General features: G+C 23.8%; 14 protein-coding genes. All 14 read left to right on the forward strand.

The genetic code is table 4. From position 1 onward, the window contains the following. Positions 1–141: 141 nt before the first annotated feature. The 14 genes from STURON_RS00895 to STURON_RS00960 all read left to right on the forward strand — a co-directional run bounded on the left by STURON_RS00895 (position 142) and on the right by STURON_RS00960 (position 18569). Positions 142–1908, forward strand: a complete 1767-nt coding sequence (locus tag STURON_RS00895) for a septation ring formation regulator EzrA (protein WP_075048009.1) — start codon at positions 142–144, stop codon at positions 1906–1908. Between the two features lies 1 nt (position 1909). Further along, a complete protein-coding gene (gene thiI / locus STURON_RS00900) occupies positions 1910–3121 on the forward strand; it encodes a tRNA uracil 4-sulfurtransferase ThiI (RefSeq protein ID WP_075048010.1) in 1212 nt (403 codons plus the stop codon). Then, entirely contained in the window at positions 3087–3377 is a 291-nt protein-coding gene (locus STURON_RS00905) for a hypothetical protein (protein WP_075048011.1), read from the forward strand. Before thiI ends, STURON_RS00905 begins: the two co-directional genes overlap by 35 nt. A gap of 13 nt (positions 3378–3390) precedes the next feature. After that, positions 3391–3786, forward strand: a complete 396-nt coding sequence (locus tag STURON_RS05975; RefSeq protein WP_075048012.1) for a J domain-containing protein — start codon at positions 3391–3393, stop codon at positions 3784–3786. A gap of 19 nt (positions 3787–3805) precedes the next feature. Next, complete coding sequence (locus STURON_RS00915; RefSeq protein WP_075048013.1) at positions 3806–4441, forward strand: hypothetical protein; 636 nt, start codon at positions 3806–3808, stop codon at positions 4439–4441. Between the two features lie 44 nt (positions 4442–4485). Then, positions 4486–6276: an ATP-binding cassette domain-containing protein gene (locus tag STURON_RS05735; RefSeq protein ID WP_075048014.1), complete on the forward strand. Its 1791-nt coding sequence runs from the start codon at positions 4486–4488 to the stop codon at positions 6274–6276. A gap of 206 nt (positions 6277–6482) precedes the next feature. After that, positions 6483–9467, forward strand: coding sequence for a DNA polymerase III subunit alpha (gene dnaE / locus STURON_RS00925; protein WP_075048015.1), 2985 nt, complete (start codon positions 6483–6485; stop codon positions 9465–9467). Between the two features lie 11 nt (positions 9468–9478). Further along, a complete protein-coding gene (gene polA, locus STURON_RS00930; RefSeq protein ID WP_075048016.1) occupies positions 9479–12166 on the forward strand; it encodes a DNA polymerase I in 2688 nt (895 codons plus the stop codon). A gap of 10 nt (positions 12167–12176) precedes the next feature. Beyond that, positions 12177–13010, forward strand: coding sequence for a DNA-formamidopyrimidine glycosylase (gene mutM / locus STURON_RS00935; protein WP_075048017.1), 834 nt, complete (start codon positions 12177–12179; stop codon positions 13008–13010). A 150-nt stretch (positions 13011–13160) separates the two neighbouring features. Further along, positions 13161–14402 carry a DnaD domain protein gene (locus STURON_RS00940; protein ID WP_075048018.1) on the forward strand — a complete coding sequence of 414 codons (1242 nt, stop codon included), beginning with the start codon at positions 13161–13163 and terminating at the stop codon, positions 14400–14402. After that, positions 14402–15301 carry a DnaA ATPase domain-containing protein gene (locus STURON_RS00945; protein WP_075048019.1) on the forward strand — a complete coding sequence of 300 codons (900 nt, stop codon included), beginning with the start codon at positions 14402–14404 and terminating at the stop codon, positions 15299–15301. The genes STURON_RS00940 and STURON_RS00945 overlap by 1 nt, the downstream gene beginning before the upstream one ends. A 118-nt stretch (positions 15302–15419) precedes the next feature. Then, a complete protein-coding gene (gene gap, locus STURON_RS00950) occupies positions 15420–16433 on the forward strand; it encodes a type I glyceraldehyde-3-phosphate dehydrogenase (protein ID WP_075048020.1) in 1014 nt (337 codons plus the stop codon). 88 nt (positions 16434–16521) lie between these two features. Beyond that, positions 16522–17718 carry a phosphoglycerate kinase gene (locus STURON_RS00955; RefSeq protein WP_075048021.1) on the forward strand — a complete coding sequence of 399 codons (1197 nt, stop codon included), beginning with the start codon at positions 16522–16524 and terminating at the stop codon, positions 17716–17718. Positions 17719–17795: 77 nt separating this feature from the next. Then, positions 17796–18569 carry a hypothetical protein gene (locus STURON_RS00960; protein ID WP_075048022.1) on the forward strand — a complete coding sequence of 258 codons (774 nt, stop codon included), beginning with the start codon at positions 17796–17798 and terminating at the stop codon, positions 18567–18569. The last annotated feature ends 11 nt before the right edge of the window (positions 18570–18580 follow it).

The following is an 18580-nucleotide window of genomic DNA, read 5'->3' on the forward strand; positions in this document are numbered from 1 at the left end:
TATTTTAATATGTTTATTTGCAGACTAACCAGTAATGATTATATAATAAAAATACTTTATTAACAAAATTATTTAAATTTTGTTAAATAATGGTGTTTTTATATTGTGTTATAATTAACTTGATTAAAATTAGGGGTCAATATGGTTTATGCATGGGATTTAAATAATTTATTTCAGAAAACTAGTAATATTGTTTTTTTTGTAATATTTTTTGCTTGCCTAACCTTCTTATTAATTATTTTAATTATCTCATCTTTATATAAGAAAGTCATGCAAACAATTGCAAAGGCAGTTGATTTAATTGATGATATTAAAAAATCACCATTAAAATACAGAATTGAAAGAGTTTCTAAAATATATGATAAAACAGGTAATTTAGAAACAGAATTTATGGTATGGAGAACCAAATATGAAATATTATATGAGAAAGAATTTTTAAATATTATTACTGATTTTCATAAGAAATTAATGGAAAAGGCTTCTACAAGACCATCGTTTAAAAATATACAATCATATAAAGAATTTTATAACAGACTTATTAATGTTAATAAAAATATACATACTATATATATTGAAATAATGAATGTTTTAGAAGTTGAATTTATACAAAGAGATGCATTAACATTTCAAAAAGAATTATTCAGAGTTTTGAAGGAAGAAGTTATAATGGCATCATACACTGGTGTTGATATAAATGAGAAAAAATTATCTAATACATTAGACTCAATTGAGGAGCTTTTTAAAAACTTCTATGAAAATTTAGATGTTGGTAAATACAAAGAAAGTTGAGAATCTTTATTAAAAATAGATCAAGCACTTATATTCATGATTGAATTATTAGATTCAATTCCATACATAATTTCTACAATACAAAATGCAGTGCCAAAACAATTAATTGAATTAAAAAATAAGTATGTTACTTTTGGTGCTAAAAATAAAAAACTAAAATTTAATGCAACTAAATATTCTAATCTAGAAGAGACTATTGATAAGTTGAGAATAAAAATAAAAGAAGAATTATTAAAACTTCAGTACAAAAAAGCTTATAAATGACTCAATGATATATTTGAAAATATTGAAAGTTTTAAAGAAATGCTCGAAGAAGAAGACACAATAAAGACATTTTTTGAAAATAAAATAGATAATATACGAAATATATATCTATCTTTGTCAGACTCTATATTTACAATGTATAAAAAGTTTATGGAATATGAAATTGGTTCTAAATATCAATCTGAAGAAAAAATCTTGTTTGAAAAAACAAAGCAAAACTTCTTATATAATAAGTCAGAAGCAGAAAAGATTATTGCAGATGTTGATATAGCGATTAATAGAGGAACATCTTTAGACTTTCCTAATTTAAAATCAAAACTTCAGAATGTTTTAAAAGAAACTTTAAAAGATATTGAAGATATTGAAAAAGCGGCAAAACTTTTAAACAAAAAAAGCATAAATGTTGATTCTATATTAAACCAAGTAATATTTATAAAATCTTGTTTAAATCAATGCAATGTTAAAATTAAACAATATAAATCCATTATTGAGCTAAGCAAGTTTATTGAACCCATCGATGAATTACTTATCTCTATTTCAAAGTTTTCTCCAAATATAATCCAAAAAGTAACAAGTGTTGAACAAAGATTAGTTATTAATAGTCAAGTTGACGATTTATTAAAACAAGCCACAGAACTTATTACAAATCTTAATGATACAATATTTCTAGATTTCATTTCACAAGAAATAATAATATATTTAGAGAGATATGTTGGAATAATAAATGATATCGATAAAGTAATATATAATTGTGAGAGTTATTTTAAAAATAGAAATTTAGAACAGCTAATAGGTTATTCTTTAGATGTATTGGGTAAAATAAAAAAAGCAAAATTATCTCAAAAAGGAAAGTAAAATGACAAATATATTAATTAGGTATGGTGAATTAACTCTTAAAGGACAAAACAAAAGTATCTTTATTAGTAGACTGATTAGAAATATAAAATTTAAGTTACATAGTTATAAAGATTATTTAACATATAAGAAAGATACTAAAAGTCTTGTACTAGAACTGTCAAATAAGGAAATACTTGATGATGTTGTTAATGTTTTAAAAAATATTTTTGGTATTTATTCAATCTCAATTATTGAATTAGTAAATAACGATGAAACTTCAATATTAAATAAAACTTTAGAAATTGCAAATTCTATACCAGAGGGAACTTTTAAGGTTGAAGTTAAAAGATTAGAAAAAAGTTTTAAAATTGGATCACAAGATTTAAAAATAAAAATTGCTTCAAACATTCTTATAAATACAAAACATTTAAAAGTAGATGTAAAAAATCCTGATGTGCAAATAAATGTAGTAGTTAAAAACCAAGGTACTCAAATTTTTACTAATAGAATACAGTGTTTAAAAGGATTACCAGTTGGTTCAAGTGGTAGAGCATTATCATTAATTAGTGGTGGGATTGATTCGCCAGTAGCAAGTTATCTAGCAATGAAAAGAGGTCTCACAACTTCATTTATTCACTTTGTTACACCACCACATACAAGCGAGAAGTCACTAGAAAAGGTTTTTAACCTTATTAAAACTCTTCAGAAGTTTGACACAAGTGATTTTGAGTTTTTTGTTTGTGATTTTTCTGACATATTAACTGAATTGATGCATATAAAAGAGGAGTCATATAGAATTACAATAATGCGAAGGATGTTTATTAAAATTGCAAATTCTTTATGCACTAAATTTAATTTAAAATGTTTAATAACTGGGGAATCATTAGGACAAGTTGCTAGTCAAACAATTGAATCAATTAATGTAATTAACAGTGTTTCTAACTTGCCTATTATAAGGCCTTTAATAACTATGGATAAAGAAGAAATAATTCATATATCTAAAATTATTAAGACATATGAAATTTCTATACTACCTTTTGATGATGTATGTTCTATGTATGTTCCAAAAAACCCCGTTACAAAACCTAAAATTTTTATTGCTGAAAAGCAAGAAGAAAATTTATTATTGGAAGAACTAATCACTCATACTATTAATAAAAAGATTAAAATATACATATGAAAAGATGGTGAGTTAGTTGAAAAACAAGAAAAAAAAGATAAGGAATACTAGTAAATACGGTGTTTTCAAAGGTAATCTTATAAATAGTGATTTGATTAACGAAGAAAGCAATCTTACTGCTGAAGAGTATAGCGATGACTTTTTTTCAATTAAAAAAGTTAAACATGGCGATATATCTGAAGATGACAAGTATTTAGCTATAAAAAGAAAAAACAAAAAAAACTTTATAGTTTACAAGGTATTTGGTTATATAATAATATTATTAATGCTATTAATTTTCATAATAGTAATAATTGTTTTAATGTAAAGGTTGGTTATTTATGGAAGAATTATTTAAAATATTAGGAAAAATATTACAATTTATTTTTATTATTTTAATATTTGATTGAATTTTTGGCGGATCAAGACGCGCAGCAAGAAATTCAAGAAATACAAATAATTATGATAATAACCAAAGTCATAACTCTTATGGAGATTATTCACATACAAATAAAGAAGATTCGACTTTTAAGGATTTTCAAAAACCTTCACAACTTGATGAAGCTTATAACGTATTAGGTTTGAATAAAAACGCTTCATTAAAAGAAGTGAAAAAAAAGTATATAGAATTAGCTAAAAAATACCATCCAGATAAAAATAACTCATTAGAAGCTCAAGCTAAGATGACACAAATTAACAATGCTTATGACACTATACTACAACATATAACAAATTAATTATAACTCAGGTGTATTTATGAAAAATAACAAAAAACTAATTATCAAAAGAACATTAATATTTTTATTGATATTAACCTTGTCAGCGTTAACACACGCTCAGGTTAGTTTTTTGAATATATTTTTTAAAATTTTAATTTTTTCAAGTCTATTTATTTTGTACTTATTTATAAGAATTAAATTTTGAAAAATTATAATACAAAAACATAGAATAATTAAAGACATTTATACACAAAATTCTAATTTAAAGTTACCAAAAGATATATTTTATTTATGAATTAATATTTTTTTCTTTGTAGTTTTATCAATAAATAACTACGAAAAAAACTCTATTTATTTTGAACTAAAATTATTAGTTTTAGGATTTACTATATTTTGATATATTTTAATAGAACTAAGTTATTTAAAAAATATAACATTATTATGTGTATTTGATAATATGTGAAAAATAATATTAAATTTAGTATGCTTAAGTATATTTAAAATTGTAAAACATATAAGAAAACTTAGTCTTGAAACTGCTCATAAAATTATATTAATGATAAACTATTTCAAGTTTAGAAATATTTGCAAAAACTCAGCAATTGTTCATAAATTAAAAAACACTTTACTATTAAAAATAAATTTAATTTCATTTGGAGACAATTTTAACTAAATAGCTTTTTTAAAAATAAAAATTTTAGAAAGGACTATTTAATTATGAACAATAAAGTTGCAATTAAAGTAAATGATTTAAACAAAAAATTTAAAAGTGGATATGGGATTAAAGATATAAATTTTACAGTAGAATATGGAAAAGTTTTTGGCTATTTAGGACCAAATGGTGCAGGTAAATCAACAACATTAAGAATCTTAATGGGATTCATGAAGTCAGATAAAGGTAATTCGACACTTAGTTATAATAAACAAGATAATAATGGAACTACTGTTTCAATAGGGGAACTTATTTCATTAGATTCATGAACTGATTCAAGTAGAATTCAAAGAAGATTAGGTTATGTACCCGGGGAAATTGCCTTTCCAGTTCATATGACAGGAACTGATTTGTTAAAGCAAGTTTTTAAATTAAGAAATATGCAAGATTGAAATGTTGTAAAGAAATACATTGAGTATTGAGAATTCAATCCAAATATTAAAATAAAAAAAATGTCAAAAGGTATGAAACAAAAAGTTGCATTGATAATTGCTTGGATGCACAACCCTGACATAATTGTATTAGATGAACCCACAACAGGTTTAGACCCTTTAATGCAAGATAAGTTTATAAAACTTGTTAAAAAATCAAAAGAAGAGGGTAAAGCGATAATATTATCTTCACATATATTTTCAGAAATTGAAAAAACATGTGATTATGTATCAATTATTAAAAGAGGAAAAATAATATCTACTATTAATATAAAAGATATTCAATATAACGAAGAAAAAAAATACGAAGTTTCTTTCAAAAAAGACATTTCAAATGAAGAAATAAAATTAGATTATTGAACAGTTACAGATAAATATAAAAACAATTATTTTATAACGGTAAAAAATAGTAATATTAATGATTTTCTAATGTTTTTATCAAAACATGATATAAACTTTGTAAAAGAACATCCATTAGATTTAGAACAATATTTTATGAAATACTATCAAAATGAAATTGAAAAAGATGTCATTAGTTCAGAAAATAATTATGTTCCAAAAAGAAAAAGTAATAAAGAATCTAAGGTATCTCTTGAGCTTGTAAAAGATACATCAAGAAAGTCACTATTTTTATGATTGTTTATGACGATCTTACCTATTGTTATGATTTTGGTTGCATTTGTTGTAGTTTTAAACAACCCAGATATAAAAGAACAAATTGAATCAGGTAGAGCAACCTGAGGGGCAGTAATTAATAGACTTGTATTAAATATGATAGCAAGCTCAACAGGCATGGTTTACTTATTAATGATGATTTATATATTAGTAACTGGAAATGGTTTAGTTGCAAGCGAGGTTGAAAAAGGAACCCTTGTCAATTTACTAACTACAAATCAATCAAGATCTAGTGTAATTCTTTGTAAAATGTTTACATTTATAGGATATATTTCTTTGAGTAATTTATTATTTTATATAACTACAATAATCGGGATTTTGTTAACAGGACACAGTGATACTACTGATTTTAAATTAATAACAATGTATTTTTTAGGGTTATTTCTATTATTATTTTTAGTTTCTTCACTGAGTTTTTTAGCAAGTTGTTATTTCAACAAATCAGCATACTCTTTATCATTAGCAGGTGGATTAACAATTTTATTTTATGTATTATATTTCATAAGCCAAATAGATACATCAGTTAGTTTCTTTAAATATTTATCTATTAATTCATTATTTAGCACTAACTATACATCATTGGATCAATTAAAAGAATATTTAGCACAAGATATTGTAATGTTCTTTCTTGGTGTAACATTCTACTATCTAGGTTATAACATATTCATAAAAAAAGATTTACCTCTATAATAAAATTAATTATATTTTTTAGAAAAAGTTTGATAATTTTTTATTTTATAATATAATAAATTTGTTAGCAAATATTTTTGTTAACATATCAAAACTATAGATAAAAAATTGTTGATTTAAGATATGCTTATTGACTAACCAAATAAAGTGGTTAGTTTTTTATTTCTAATAATGTAATGTAAAATATTTGTAGAAGAGGTTTTTTTATGAAATATACAAATTTATTGGGTGTCCAATCTTGTTATAATTTTCTTAATTCTACAATTAAAATTTCAGATTATATTGAATTTTTAATAAGAAATAATATTAAAGCTGCATTTTATGCAGATGAAAATGTAATGTATGGAGCTTTTGAGTTTTACGATTTATGTAAAAAAAATAAAATTAAACCTATAATTGGTTTAAAAATAACTATCGAAAGCTCAGAAATATATTTGTATTCAAAAAATAATAAAGGTTATAAAAATCTAATTATAGCCTCTTCTTTAATTCAAGAAAAAATTGATATGAACAAAGAGTTTGGAATAGCTGATATACTAGAATTAATAGATGACAACTTATTTGTTGTAGTAAAATCAGAAAGTATTAAACTTATTGATTCTATAATTTCAAAAGTTAAAGAAGATAACTTTTTTTATGGTGTTGATTGTGTATTAAATAATAATAACAATAACAATATAATCTATGTTAATTCTATTAATTACTTATATAAAAACGATTTTGAGAGCTATAAAGCTTTATTTGCTTTAAAAAATAATAATAGTTTTGATAATGTTGATATAAAAAATAACCTTTATTATATTGATAATTTAGAGTTAGAAAAAGTTATCGATATAAAAATACATAATCATAATTTAGAAAGAATAATCAATAATGTAGAAGATAATGTAATTGAAGAAAACACAAAACATTTTTTAAAGTATGAAAATGCAAAAAAAATGCCCTCTGATTCATACTTACGTTTTATATGTGAACAAAACCTTGATGAGTATATTGATAATAATAAAATTGATAATAAAAGTATTTATAAAAATAGATTAAGTTATGAATTAGATACAATTTTTAAAATGGGATTTTCTGATTATTTTCTTATTGTGTTTGATTTAATTACTAAAGCTAAAGAAATGAACATATTATATGGACCTGGAAGAGGTTCAGCAGCAGGGAGCTTAGTATCATTCTTATTAAATATTACAAAATTAGATCCAATTAAGTGAAATTTAATCTTTGAAAGATTTTTAAATATTGAAAGGGTAACATTACCTGACATCGATTTAGATTTTCAAGATGATAGGCGTGATGAACTTTTAGAATATTTATTTAATAAGTATGGAAAATATCATTTCGCAACTATTAGTACGTTTCAAACAATTGGTGTAAAAAATGCTTTAAGAGATTGTGCGAGAGTACTAGAATTACCATTAAATGATGTTAATGAAATGACAAAGTATATCTCTAATGAAAATATGTTAGATCTAGAGAAAGCATTATTAGAAAATAAAACATTAAGCATGTATAAAGTCAAATATCCAAAACTTTTTGAAATTTCTAAACTACTTATTGGTTTACCAAGACAATCAGGAACTCATGCTGCTGGTGTTGTATTTTGTGATTTGAAAATCAATGAGGTAGTACCTATTAAGGTTGGTATAAATGGTATTTTACAAACTCAATATCCTATGAATTATCTTGAAAGAATTGGATTAATTAAAACTGATATTTTAGGTTTAAGAAATTTAACAATTTTACAAGATGTATTAAAGTTAATTCATAAAGATAAAAACATAAAGATTGACTTATATAATATCCCTTTAAATGACGAAGCTACTTTCAAAACCTTAAATGAAGGAAATACTTCTGGAATATTTCAACTTGAATCTAAAGGTATGACCGATTTACTTGTAAAAATGAATGTCTCTTCAGTAAATGATATTGCTTTAACAAGTGCTTTATTCAGGCCTGGACCTCAAGATAATATAAAAGTGTTTTTAGATAGAAAAAATGGTATTGAAAAAAACTATATTATTAATGAAGATTTAAATGATATTTTAGAAAGCACTAACGGTATAATTATTTATCAAGAACAAGTATTAGAAATACTTAAAAAAATTGCTGGTTTTTCATATAATAAGGCTGATCTAATTAGGAGAGCTATAAGTAAAAAAAATTATGATTTAATAAAACAAGAAGCAAGTAATTTTATTGAGTGCTCAAAATTAAGGGGTTACTCGGAAGAAGCGTCAAGTGAATTATGAAATTATATAGAAAAGTTTGCAAGCTATGGTTTTAATAAATCACATGCAATCGCTTATTCTCTTATAAGTTATTGAATGGCCTATTTAAAAACTCATTTTAAATCTAATTTTTATTGTTGTCTTTTAAACAGTGTTATTAGAAATGAAGATAAAACAAGACAATATATTGAAGAATTAAAGAGAGATAATTTTATAATTACTGCCCCATCATTAAGAAAACCATATATTAATTATCAAAGTAAAGGTACAATAATATATATGCCATTAAGCGTAATTAAGTACATAGGTCCTGAATTCTTAAAAAGAATTAAAGAAGTATATAAAAAGGACAAATTGATATTTGAAAATCCACTATTACTTTTGAGTAATTTACAAGAAACAACTTTAAATGAACAAAAATATTTAGCACTTGTATATAGTGGTGCCTTTGATAAATACAATCTATCTAGAAAAAGCTTAGTTAAATATAAAGAAGAAGTATTTAATTTGATAAAAAGTTATAAACAAATTAATGATAATAAATTAATTTTAGATTTACCAATTATAAAAGATAACGAAGAAGAATTATTAAGTTATGAAAAAGAATACATTGGTTTTTATATATCATCCCACCCTATTATTAGAATTAGAAAAAATATTAAAAATATAAAAAAACTAACCATTTTAAAAATGATCAACTCACCTAATATGGATGTAAATTCAGTTGTTTATTTAGAAAACATTATTACAAAAGTTGATAAAAATAATAATGAAATGGCATTTATTTCATGTTCTGATGAAACAATGACAATTGAAGTAACAGTATTTTCAAGTATTTATAAATCTATTAAATCTAAGTTAGAGAAAGGTTCTTATTATATAATCTCTATAAAGACACAATTGTATAAAAATAAAATTACATATAGTATTGGTAACTTTATTGAGAAAGTAAAATAGAAAAGGTATTTATGGAAAAATATTTATTAGTAGATGGCAACTCATTATTATTCAGAGCTTTTTATAGTTCATTTGGAAGAGTTACATTAACAACAACTTCTGGATTACCAACAAATGCGGTTTATTCATTTATAAACATGTTATTTAATTTAAATAACAACTATAACTATGATTGCATATTAGTAGCTTTTGATAAAGGTAAAAAAACTTTTCGTCATGATAAATTACCATCATATAAAGAAGGTAGACAAAAAACACCACCAGAACTTGTAACTCAATTTCCAATAGTAAGAGAATTTCTATCTGCTGCAAAAATTAGTTGGTATGAGATTGAAAACTATGAAGCAGATGACATTATAGGTACAATGTCAAAGAAACTTGAATCTAAAGATGATGTTTTAATACATATACTTACAAGTGATCAAGATATGTATCAGCTTATTTCAGATAAGACATTTATTTTATCTCCACAAACTGGAACAAGTGATTTAATAATTTATGATAAAAACCAACTAAAAGAAAAGTGAGGGATTTCACCTGAACAAGTTACTGATTACAAAGGTTTAAGAGGTGATCAATCTGATAATATAAAAGGCGTACCAGGAATCGGAGAAAAAACAGCAAAAGAACTTCTTAATGAGTTTGAAAACTTAGAAAGTATCTATGAAAACATTGATAAAATTAAAGGTGCCAAAAAAGTAAAGCTAGAAACTTATAAAGAAGATGCATTCTTATCTAAAGAAATAGCAACAATATTTTTAGATGTTAATATAGATTTTAACTTGCATTGTTCAAACATAGATTATGAATCCTTAAAACCTTTTTTACAAAAGTATGAAATGAATTCATTAGTAAAAAAATATTGTTTAAATTTAATAAAAGAGGAAGATGAACCTAATGTAGATTATAAGGTTGTCAATGAATGAAATGATTCATATTCCGATTATGAAAATTCTATATATATTGAATTGTTAAATGATAATTATCACTTACCAGATGTTGTAGGTTTTTCTATTAGTAATTCTAAAGGAAATTTCTATTTTGATAATATTGGTAATGATGAAGTAAACTTATTTAATTGAAAACAAAATAGAATTGATGAAGGATTCCAAAAGTTTTTACTAAATAATAAATTTAATAGTTATGATATTAAGAAAACAATTATTACATTAAATAAGCTTGGTTATAAAGTGAATGATGATAACTTTATTTATGATATGATGCTAGCTTCATATGTTTTAAATTCTGGAGTTAAATCTAATTTTGAATCGCATACTTTATTAATAAAACCAGATACTGATATAAAAACATTTGAAGAAGTTTTCGGCAAAGGTGCAAAAAAAACCAAAGAAGTTGATAATAAATTAAAACAAGAATATCTAGTGAAGAAATCAGTTTTAATAAAAGATTTAAAGCAACTAACTCTTGAAAGATTATCAGAGTCCCAACAACTTGAATTATATCAAGAAATAGAGCTACCATTTTCTAAAGTACTTATTAGCATGGAATTAGAAGGTATATTAATTGATAAAGCTGAACTTAATAATCAATCAATAAACATATTAGACAAAATTAATGAATTAGAATTGGTTTTAAGAAATGCTTTTAAAGATTATATTGATTCTGATTTTAATATTAATTCACCTAAACAACTTAAAGAACTTCTATATGATAAATTAAATTTACCTGACTTAAATAAAGGTAGTACAGATAAAGAAACTCTTGAAAAGTTAGTAGACTATAATAATGAAGTAGAAAAAATTTTATTATTAAGAAAGTATCAAAAATTATACTCTACATATTTAAAAGGTTTTGAGAAATATATTTATAGCGATAAAAAAATACATACTATTTTTAATCAAACTTTAACAACTACTGGAAGGTTAAGCTCAGTTTATCCAAATATACAAAATATATCTATAAGAGATGAAATGCAAAAAGAGTTCAGAAAAATATTTATATGTGAAGAAGGATTTACCTTTTTAAGTTTTGACTATTCTCAAATAGAGTTAAGAGTTCTTGCTGATGTAGCAAATGTAAGCAGTTTATTAACTTCTTTTAAAAATAACAAAGACATTCACGAAGAAGCTGCTAGAAAAATATTTGGATTAGACGACAATGTTGAAGTTTCAAAAGATATGAGAAGAATTGCAAAAACATTTAACTTTGGAATTTTATATGGACTTAGTGATTTTGGGTTGGCTAAAGATTTAAATATATCAATTAAAGAAGCCAAAGAGTTCATAACAAGTTATTATGAATCTTTTCCAGAAATTTTAGATTTTAAAAAACAAACAATAGATTTTGCAAAGAAAAACTTATTTGTTTCAACAATGGCTAATAGAAGAAGATATATACACGAACTACAAAGTTCAAACTTTATGATCAAGCAATTTGGAGAAAGAGCTGCAGTAAATGCTGTTATTCAAGGCACTGCTGCAGATATTCTTAAAGTTGCTATGATAAATATTTTTAAAAATTACAAGAGTGATAAAAATATAAAAATGATAGCACAGATTCACGATGAAATAATATTTATAATTAAAGAAAGTCTTGAAAATGATTTTATAAAAAGTCTTGAAAGTTATATGTTAGAAGCTTATGATATAATTTTAAAATCTTATAATAATAATAGAGAGTCTAGAGTAAAATTAGAAGTTAATTATTCAAAAGGTAAAAATTGATTATTACTTAAATAAGGAGTAAATTATGCCAGAACTTCCTGAAGTAGAAACAGTAGTTAACATTTTAAAAAAGAGTGTTATTGGTAAAAAAATTAAAAGTGTAAGCATTTTCTATAATAAACTTCTAAAAACTAATATTTCGATTGAGGAGTTTAGGAATAGATTAAAAAATAGAGTAATAGAAAATATTTCAAGAATAGGTAAATATATTATTTTTGATTTAGGTAATGATGTTCTAATAAGTCATTTAAGAATGGAAGGTAAATGATTTTTTATTAATGACTTATCATTGATAAACGAAAAACATATTGAAGCAATATTTTATTTCGAAGATAATTATATGCTTGTATATCACGATACTAGAAAATTTGGTACCTTCAACTTAGAAACTAAAGAAAGTTATCTTGTTGTTGATCCATTAAAAAAACTAGGCCCTGAACCATTTAATGAAGTTGTTGATGGAAATTATATTTATAATTCAATGCATAAATCAAATAAGTTTATTAAAACTGTTTTATTGGATCAAACTAAAATATCAGGAATAGGAAATATATATGCTGATGAAATATTATTTGATGCAGGAATAAATCCGGAGAGAAAAGCTTCATCACTATCGTTAAAAGATTATAATTTGATTTATAATTCTAGTAAAAAAATATTAAAAAGAGCAATTGAACTTGGTGGCTCTACTATAAGCACTTATAAAGCTGGTCATGGTATATCAGGAAAATTTCAAAATGAACTTAAAGTCCATCTAAGAAAGGATCAATGTTGTTATAATTGCAACTCAAAGATAATTAAAAAGAAAGTTAATGGTAGAGGTACATATATTTGTTTGAATTGTCAAAAAATATATTAATATGTGGATAACTTAGGTTATCCATTATTTTATGGGTAATTATGATAAAAGTTATTAACATTGGATTAGGTATTTTATTAAATAATACTAAATCTATTTATTTTATTTAAATATATAAATAATATTTAAATATAGTGGAGGATAGCAATCTTGGATTTTTATGATTACAAAGTTGGTCTTAATAATATAATAGAAAGACCAAGTACAAAAATATTAACATATTTATATCAACCAATAATTGGTTTTGAAGCAATTACTATTTATAGAACTTTGTTTGAAGAATGATTAATATCAAAAGATATTAATAATTTTAAGCTTAAAATCAATAGATTATTTAATATAACAGGTTTAAACCAAGAATTATATTTCGATAGTATTAAAAAATTAGAGGCAGTAGGTTTAATGAAAACTTTAGTAAATGCAAAAAAAGAGTACTATTTATTCACATTAAACTCACCACTTGAACCTATTAATTTTTTTAATAGCAATATCTTAAATAGTTATCTATATTCAAAAGTTGGTAAAACAGATTATGAACTTTTAAGATTTATATTCAGAGATGATAATAAAATAAATAATAATAGTGAATGTGTAGATATATCATCATCTTTTAATGATGTTTTTGATAATGTTATTATAGAAGATGAAATGTTAAAAAGTACTTATTTAAAACCTAAACCTTCAAAAGATTTAATAGTTTCTGAAAAAACATTAATAAAAATAAAAAATATGTTGATTGAAAATTGCATAAAATTCAAAATAAGCAATTCAATGTTTAAAGAATGAATAAATGAAATCTTTCTTTTATTCAGGATAAACGAAAGTATGTTTATAGATTTAATTTTAAAATTTAATAAAAACATAATTAGTGAAAAAGATAAAAACCCGTTATTTTCATTTATATCTTATGAGCTAAAAAGAAAACTACATAGTGTTTCTAATACATTTTTTGATATTAAGTCAACAATTATTGAAAAAAAGAACATAAAAATAAAGGAAATGGAAACAATAGATGCCCAACAATATATGATGGCCTTGCTATCTACAGAAATGTTAAATGAATCTCAAAAAGAACTAATTAAAGAGTTATCGCTTAAGTATAAATTAAGAGATAGTGTTATAAACTGTTTATTAGAGTTTTCATATTTAAAAAATGAAAAAAATATAGTTGCAAATTATATTTACAAAATAGCAAAGTCTTTGAATGAAAATCAAATTAAAACAGCAGAGGATGCTATGCAATATTTAATCACAGCACACAAAAATTCTAGAGTTATAAAACCCAAAAATCAAATAGTTGAAAATAGTTATCAAAATAAACCAACAAAGGATTATAAAATTAATGTCGATAATGATGTTAAATTAGATCTTTCATTATGAGGGGACTTGTAATGGATAGTGATTTATTATTTAAATTTAAAAATGATTCTCAAATTTGTAAATTTATAAATAAGTTTAAAATTTCTGATGAAATACTTATTAAAAACTCAAATATATTAGAAACATTTTTAAATGAATTCACAATTTGTAAGTCTAATGAACCATTATCAAAGTGTAAACAAATAATGAAAGGTATTCAACAAAAGTTATCATATAAAAACAAGTTATTTTACATAACTAGTGAAAACTGTAACCATTGAAAATATGAGCACAAATACTATAATATGGACAAAAATATTATATATTGTGATTATGATAAAAGTGAAATTAGATCAACTCTTCAAGAATTTGTGGCTAATAATGATAATTATAAAATGGACCCATCTTTAAAAAACTTCTTAAATGAATTTGCAAAAGTTAAAAATAATAAAGATTTTAAAGGGTTTTATTTATATGGTAATCCAGGAATTGGTAAAACCTACATTTTAAAATTAGTTGCAAATACACATGCTATGTGAAACGAGAAGGTTATATTTGTATCTGTTAATAAACTTATAAAAAGTATAAAAGATTCTTTTAATAACAATGAAGATAATTTCAATAATTATTTTTTTGATAATTGTTGTGATGTTGAAGTGCTAATTCTTGATGATATAGGTGGAGAGATGGTTAGTGATTGAAGCCGAGATGAAATATTATTTGGGTTATTAAATTATAGAATGGAAAAAAAGCTAAAGACTTATTTTAGTTCAAATTTCTCTATAATTGATTTAGAAAACAACTATATTAACAATAAAAATAAAAATAATGGTCAATTGATTTTTGATAAAGTTAAAACTAAAAGGTTTACGGAAAGAATAAAGGCACTTGCATATTTTATAAACCTAAGAGGAGAAAATAAAAGGTACTAGTAGAAAAATTTCCAATTTTATTCACATATATAAAATATATAGAAAAAATTATAGCATATCTCTTTAAAAGTATTAATAAATAGGGTGTAAAATTAGTAGGTGAAAGGAAATTAAAACAATGAAAAAAATTGCAATTAATGGATTTGGTAGAATAGGACGTCTTGCTTTTAGACAACTATTTGAAATAAAAGATATAGAAATAGTAGCTATAAATGATTTAACAAGTGCAGATACACTTGCTTACTTATTAGAATTTGACTCAGCACATGGACAATTCATGTCAGATAAAATCTCTTCAAAAGATGGAGCTATAATAGTTGATGGTAGAGAAATAAAAATTCTTGCCGAAAAAGATGCTTCACAACTTCCTTGAAAATCACTTGGAATTGATTTAGTAATTGAATGTACTGGATTTTATGTTTCAAAAGAAAAATCACAAGCTCATATAGATGCAGGAGCAAAAAAAGTTATAATATCAGCACCTGCAACTGGAGATTTAAAAACTATAGTATTTGGAGTTAACCACAAAGAAATTACACCTAGTGATTTAATTGTTTCAGCAGCTTCATGTACAACTAACTGTTTATCTCCTGTGGCTAAAATTTTAGATGAAAAATTTGGAGTAGTTAGAGGATTAATGAACACAATCCATGCTGTAACTAATGACCAAAGATTATTAGACTTGCCACATAGTGACTTACGTCGTGGTCGTGCAGCAGCTTGAAACATAGTTCCAAGTAAAACAGGGGCAGCAGCTGCGGTTGGAAAAGTATTACCAAATTTAAATGGTAAACTTGATGGATTAGCACTACGTGTTCCAGTTATTACAGGATCAATAGTTGATTTAACTGTTGAATTAGAAAAAGAAGTAACTGTTGAATCATTAAATAGTGCAATTGAAAGTGCAATCAAAGCCGATGCTGATTTAGCTCTTGCATTACAATATTGTACAAAACAAATTGTTTCACAAGATGTTGTTTCATCAAAATATGGTTCAATCTTTGATGCAACATTAACAAAAGTTATGACTGTTGATGGAAAACAATTAGTGAAAGTATTTGCATGATACGATAACGAAAGTTCATTTACTTCACAATTTATACGTACTATAAAACACATGTTAACTGTATAATTAATATAAAATAACATATTTCTTTTAATATATTTAATTATTTAGTTAAAAGAGATATGTTTTTTATTTTTAAAGAAGGGGAAAATTTATGAAAAAAACATTGAATGATGTAAATGTTACAAATAAAACTGTTCTTGTAAGAGTAGACTTTAATGTACCAATAAAAGATGGTGTAATAACAGATGATAACAGAATAAAAGCTGCATTACCAACAATTAAATATTTAGTTGATAATAATGCTAAAGTTGTTTTATTTTCACATTTAAGCAGAATAAAAGAAGAAGCAGATAAAGCTAAAAAATCATTAAGACCAATATCTTTAAAACTTGAAGAATTATTAGGCAAAAAAGTAGCGTTTATTGATAAAACTAGAGGTTTAGAGTTAGAAAATGCAATTAGTAATTTAAAAAATGGTGAAGTCTTATTATTTGAAAATACTAGATTTGAAGATGTTAAGGACAATGAAGTTGTTAAGTTTGAATCAAAAAATAATGAAGAATTAGGAAAATATTGAGCAAGTTTAGGTGAAATCTTTGTGAATGATGCATTTGGTACAGCACACAGAAAACACGCTTCAAATGTAGGAATTGCTTCAAACATTGCAGAAAGTTGTGTTGGGTTTTTAGTTCAAAAAGAATTAGAAATGTTATCAAAAGGTATTGATAATCCAGAACACCCATTTGTAGCAATTATAGGTGGTGCAAAAGTATCTGATAAAATTGGAGTAATTGATAACTTATTACAAAAAGCCGATAAAATAATTATTGGTGGAGGAATGGCATATACATTCTTTAAAGCACAAGGTAATAAAATTGGTAAATCATTATGTGAAGAAGATAAAGTTGAATTAGCAAAAAGTTATTTAGAAAAAGCAAATGGTAAAATAGTTCTACCAGTTGATTCAGCAAATAATACTGAGTTTAAAGATTCTGAATCTAATTATTCAGGAGTTAACTTACCTGATGACGAAATGGGATTAGATATAGGCCCAAAATCAATAGAATTATTCCAAGACTTGTTAAAAGGTGCAAAAACAGTTGCATGAAATGGTCCTATGGGAGTATTTGAATTTGAAAACTTTAAAAAGGGAACAGTAGGAGTTTGCGAAGCTATTGCTAATTTAAAAGATGCATTTACTTTAATTGGTGGTGGTGATTCTGCAGCAGCAGCAATTCAATTAGGCTTCTCAGATAAGTTTACACACATTTCAACTGGTGGTGGTGCATCACTTGAATATATGGAAGGTAAAGTTCTTCCTGGTGTTGATATAATCCAAAATAAATAATATTAAAATCTTATGTTAATACATAAGATTTTTTTTATGTTAAAATATCAATATTATTTTTTAAAGGAGAGCTATATTTGAAAATTAGAAAAATCGATAATACAGCGTGAATAAAAAATTTCTTTTTAGTAGATGATTATTTATACATAACAAATTCAGAACCTTATAAAAAAAATTGTTTTATAGCAAAAGTTAAAGTTTTTAAGGTTTTAGAAAATCTTAAAATCAGATCTAACATTAATAGGTACTTCCTTTCTAACCCAAATCCAACAGAATTCAATCCCATAGAAGGCTCTATGAGTGATTTAGAAATAGTAAAACTAAACCAATTATTTGTACAAAATGTATATAAATTTAAGGAGTCTATATGCATTTCTCTTGTTGATGATAATAAAATAATTGAAAATAAAACTTTTGAAGGTGAATTAATTAATGAACTTCAAGACTGCATATATTTTGGATATTCAAACGATGAATATATATTTAAAAAAAATAGAAATTGCTTTTTATATAATAAACAGAAGTTTATTGAATTAGATTTTGTTAATATAATTAGTTTTGCTGATAGTTTTGTAATACAAAATAGTTATGAACAAATATTTTTATATAATAAAAAATTCAAATGTATAAAGAAGATTGATGATAGTAGAGATTATAAAAAAATTTATTACATTAACGAAAGAAACGTATTAATTTCTAATTATAAAGAAAACATAACTTATATTTATAATATTGATACATGTAAAAAAAATATCTTCTCAAATTTTTTTATAAGTAGAGCATTAATGATAAATAAAGATTTGATGATTATTAAACAAGATAAAAATGACAATATATCTTTTATAAATTAAAAAAAAAACTA

This window comes from Spiroplasma turonicum (assembly GCF_001262715.1).
GTDB lineage: Bacteria > Bacillota_I > Bacilli_A > Mycoplasmatales > Mycoplasmataceae > Spiroplasma_A > Spiroplasma_A turonicum.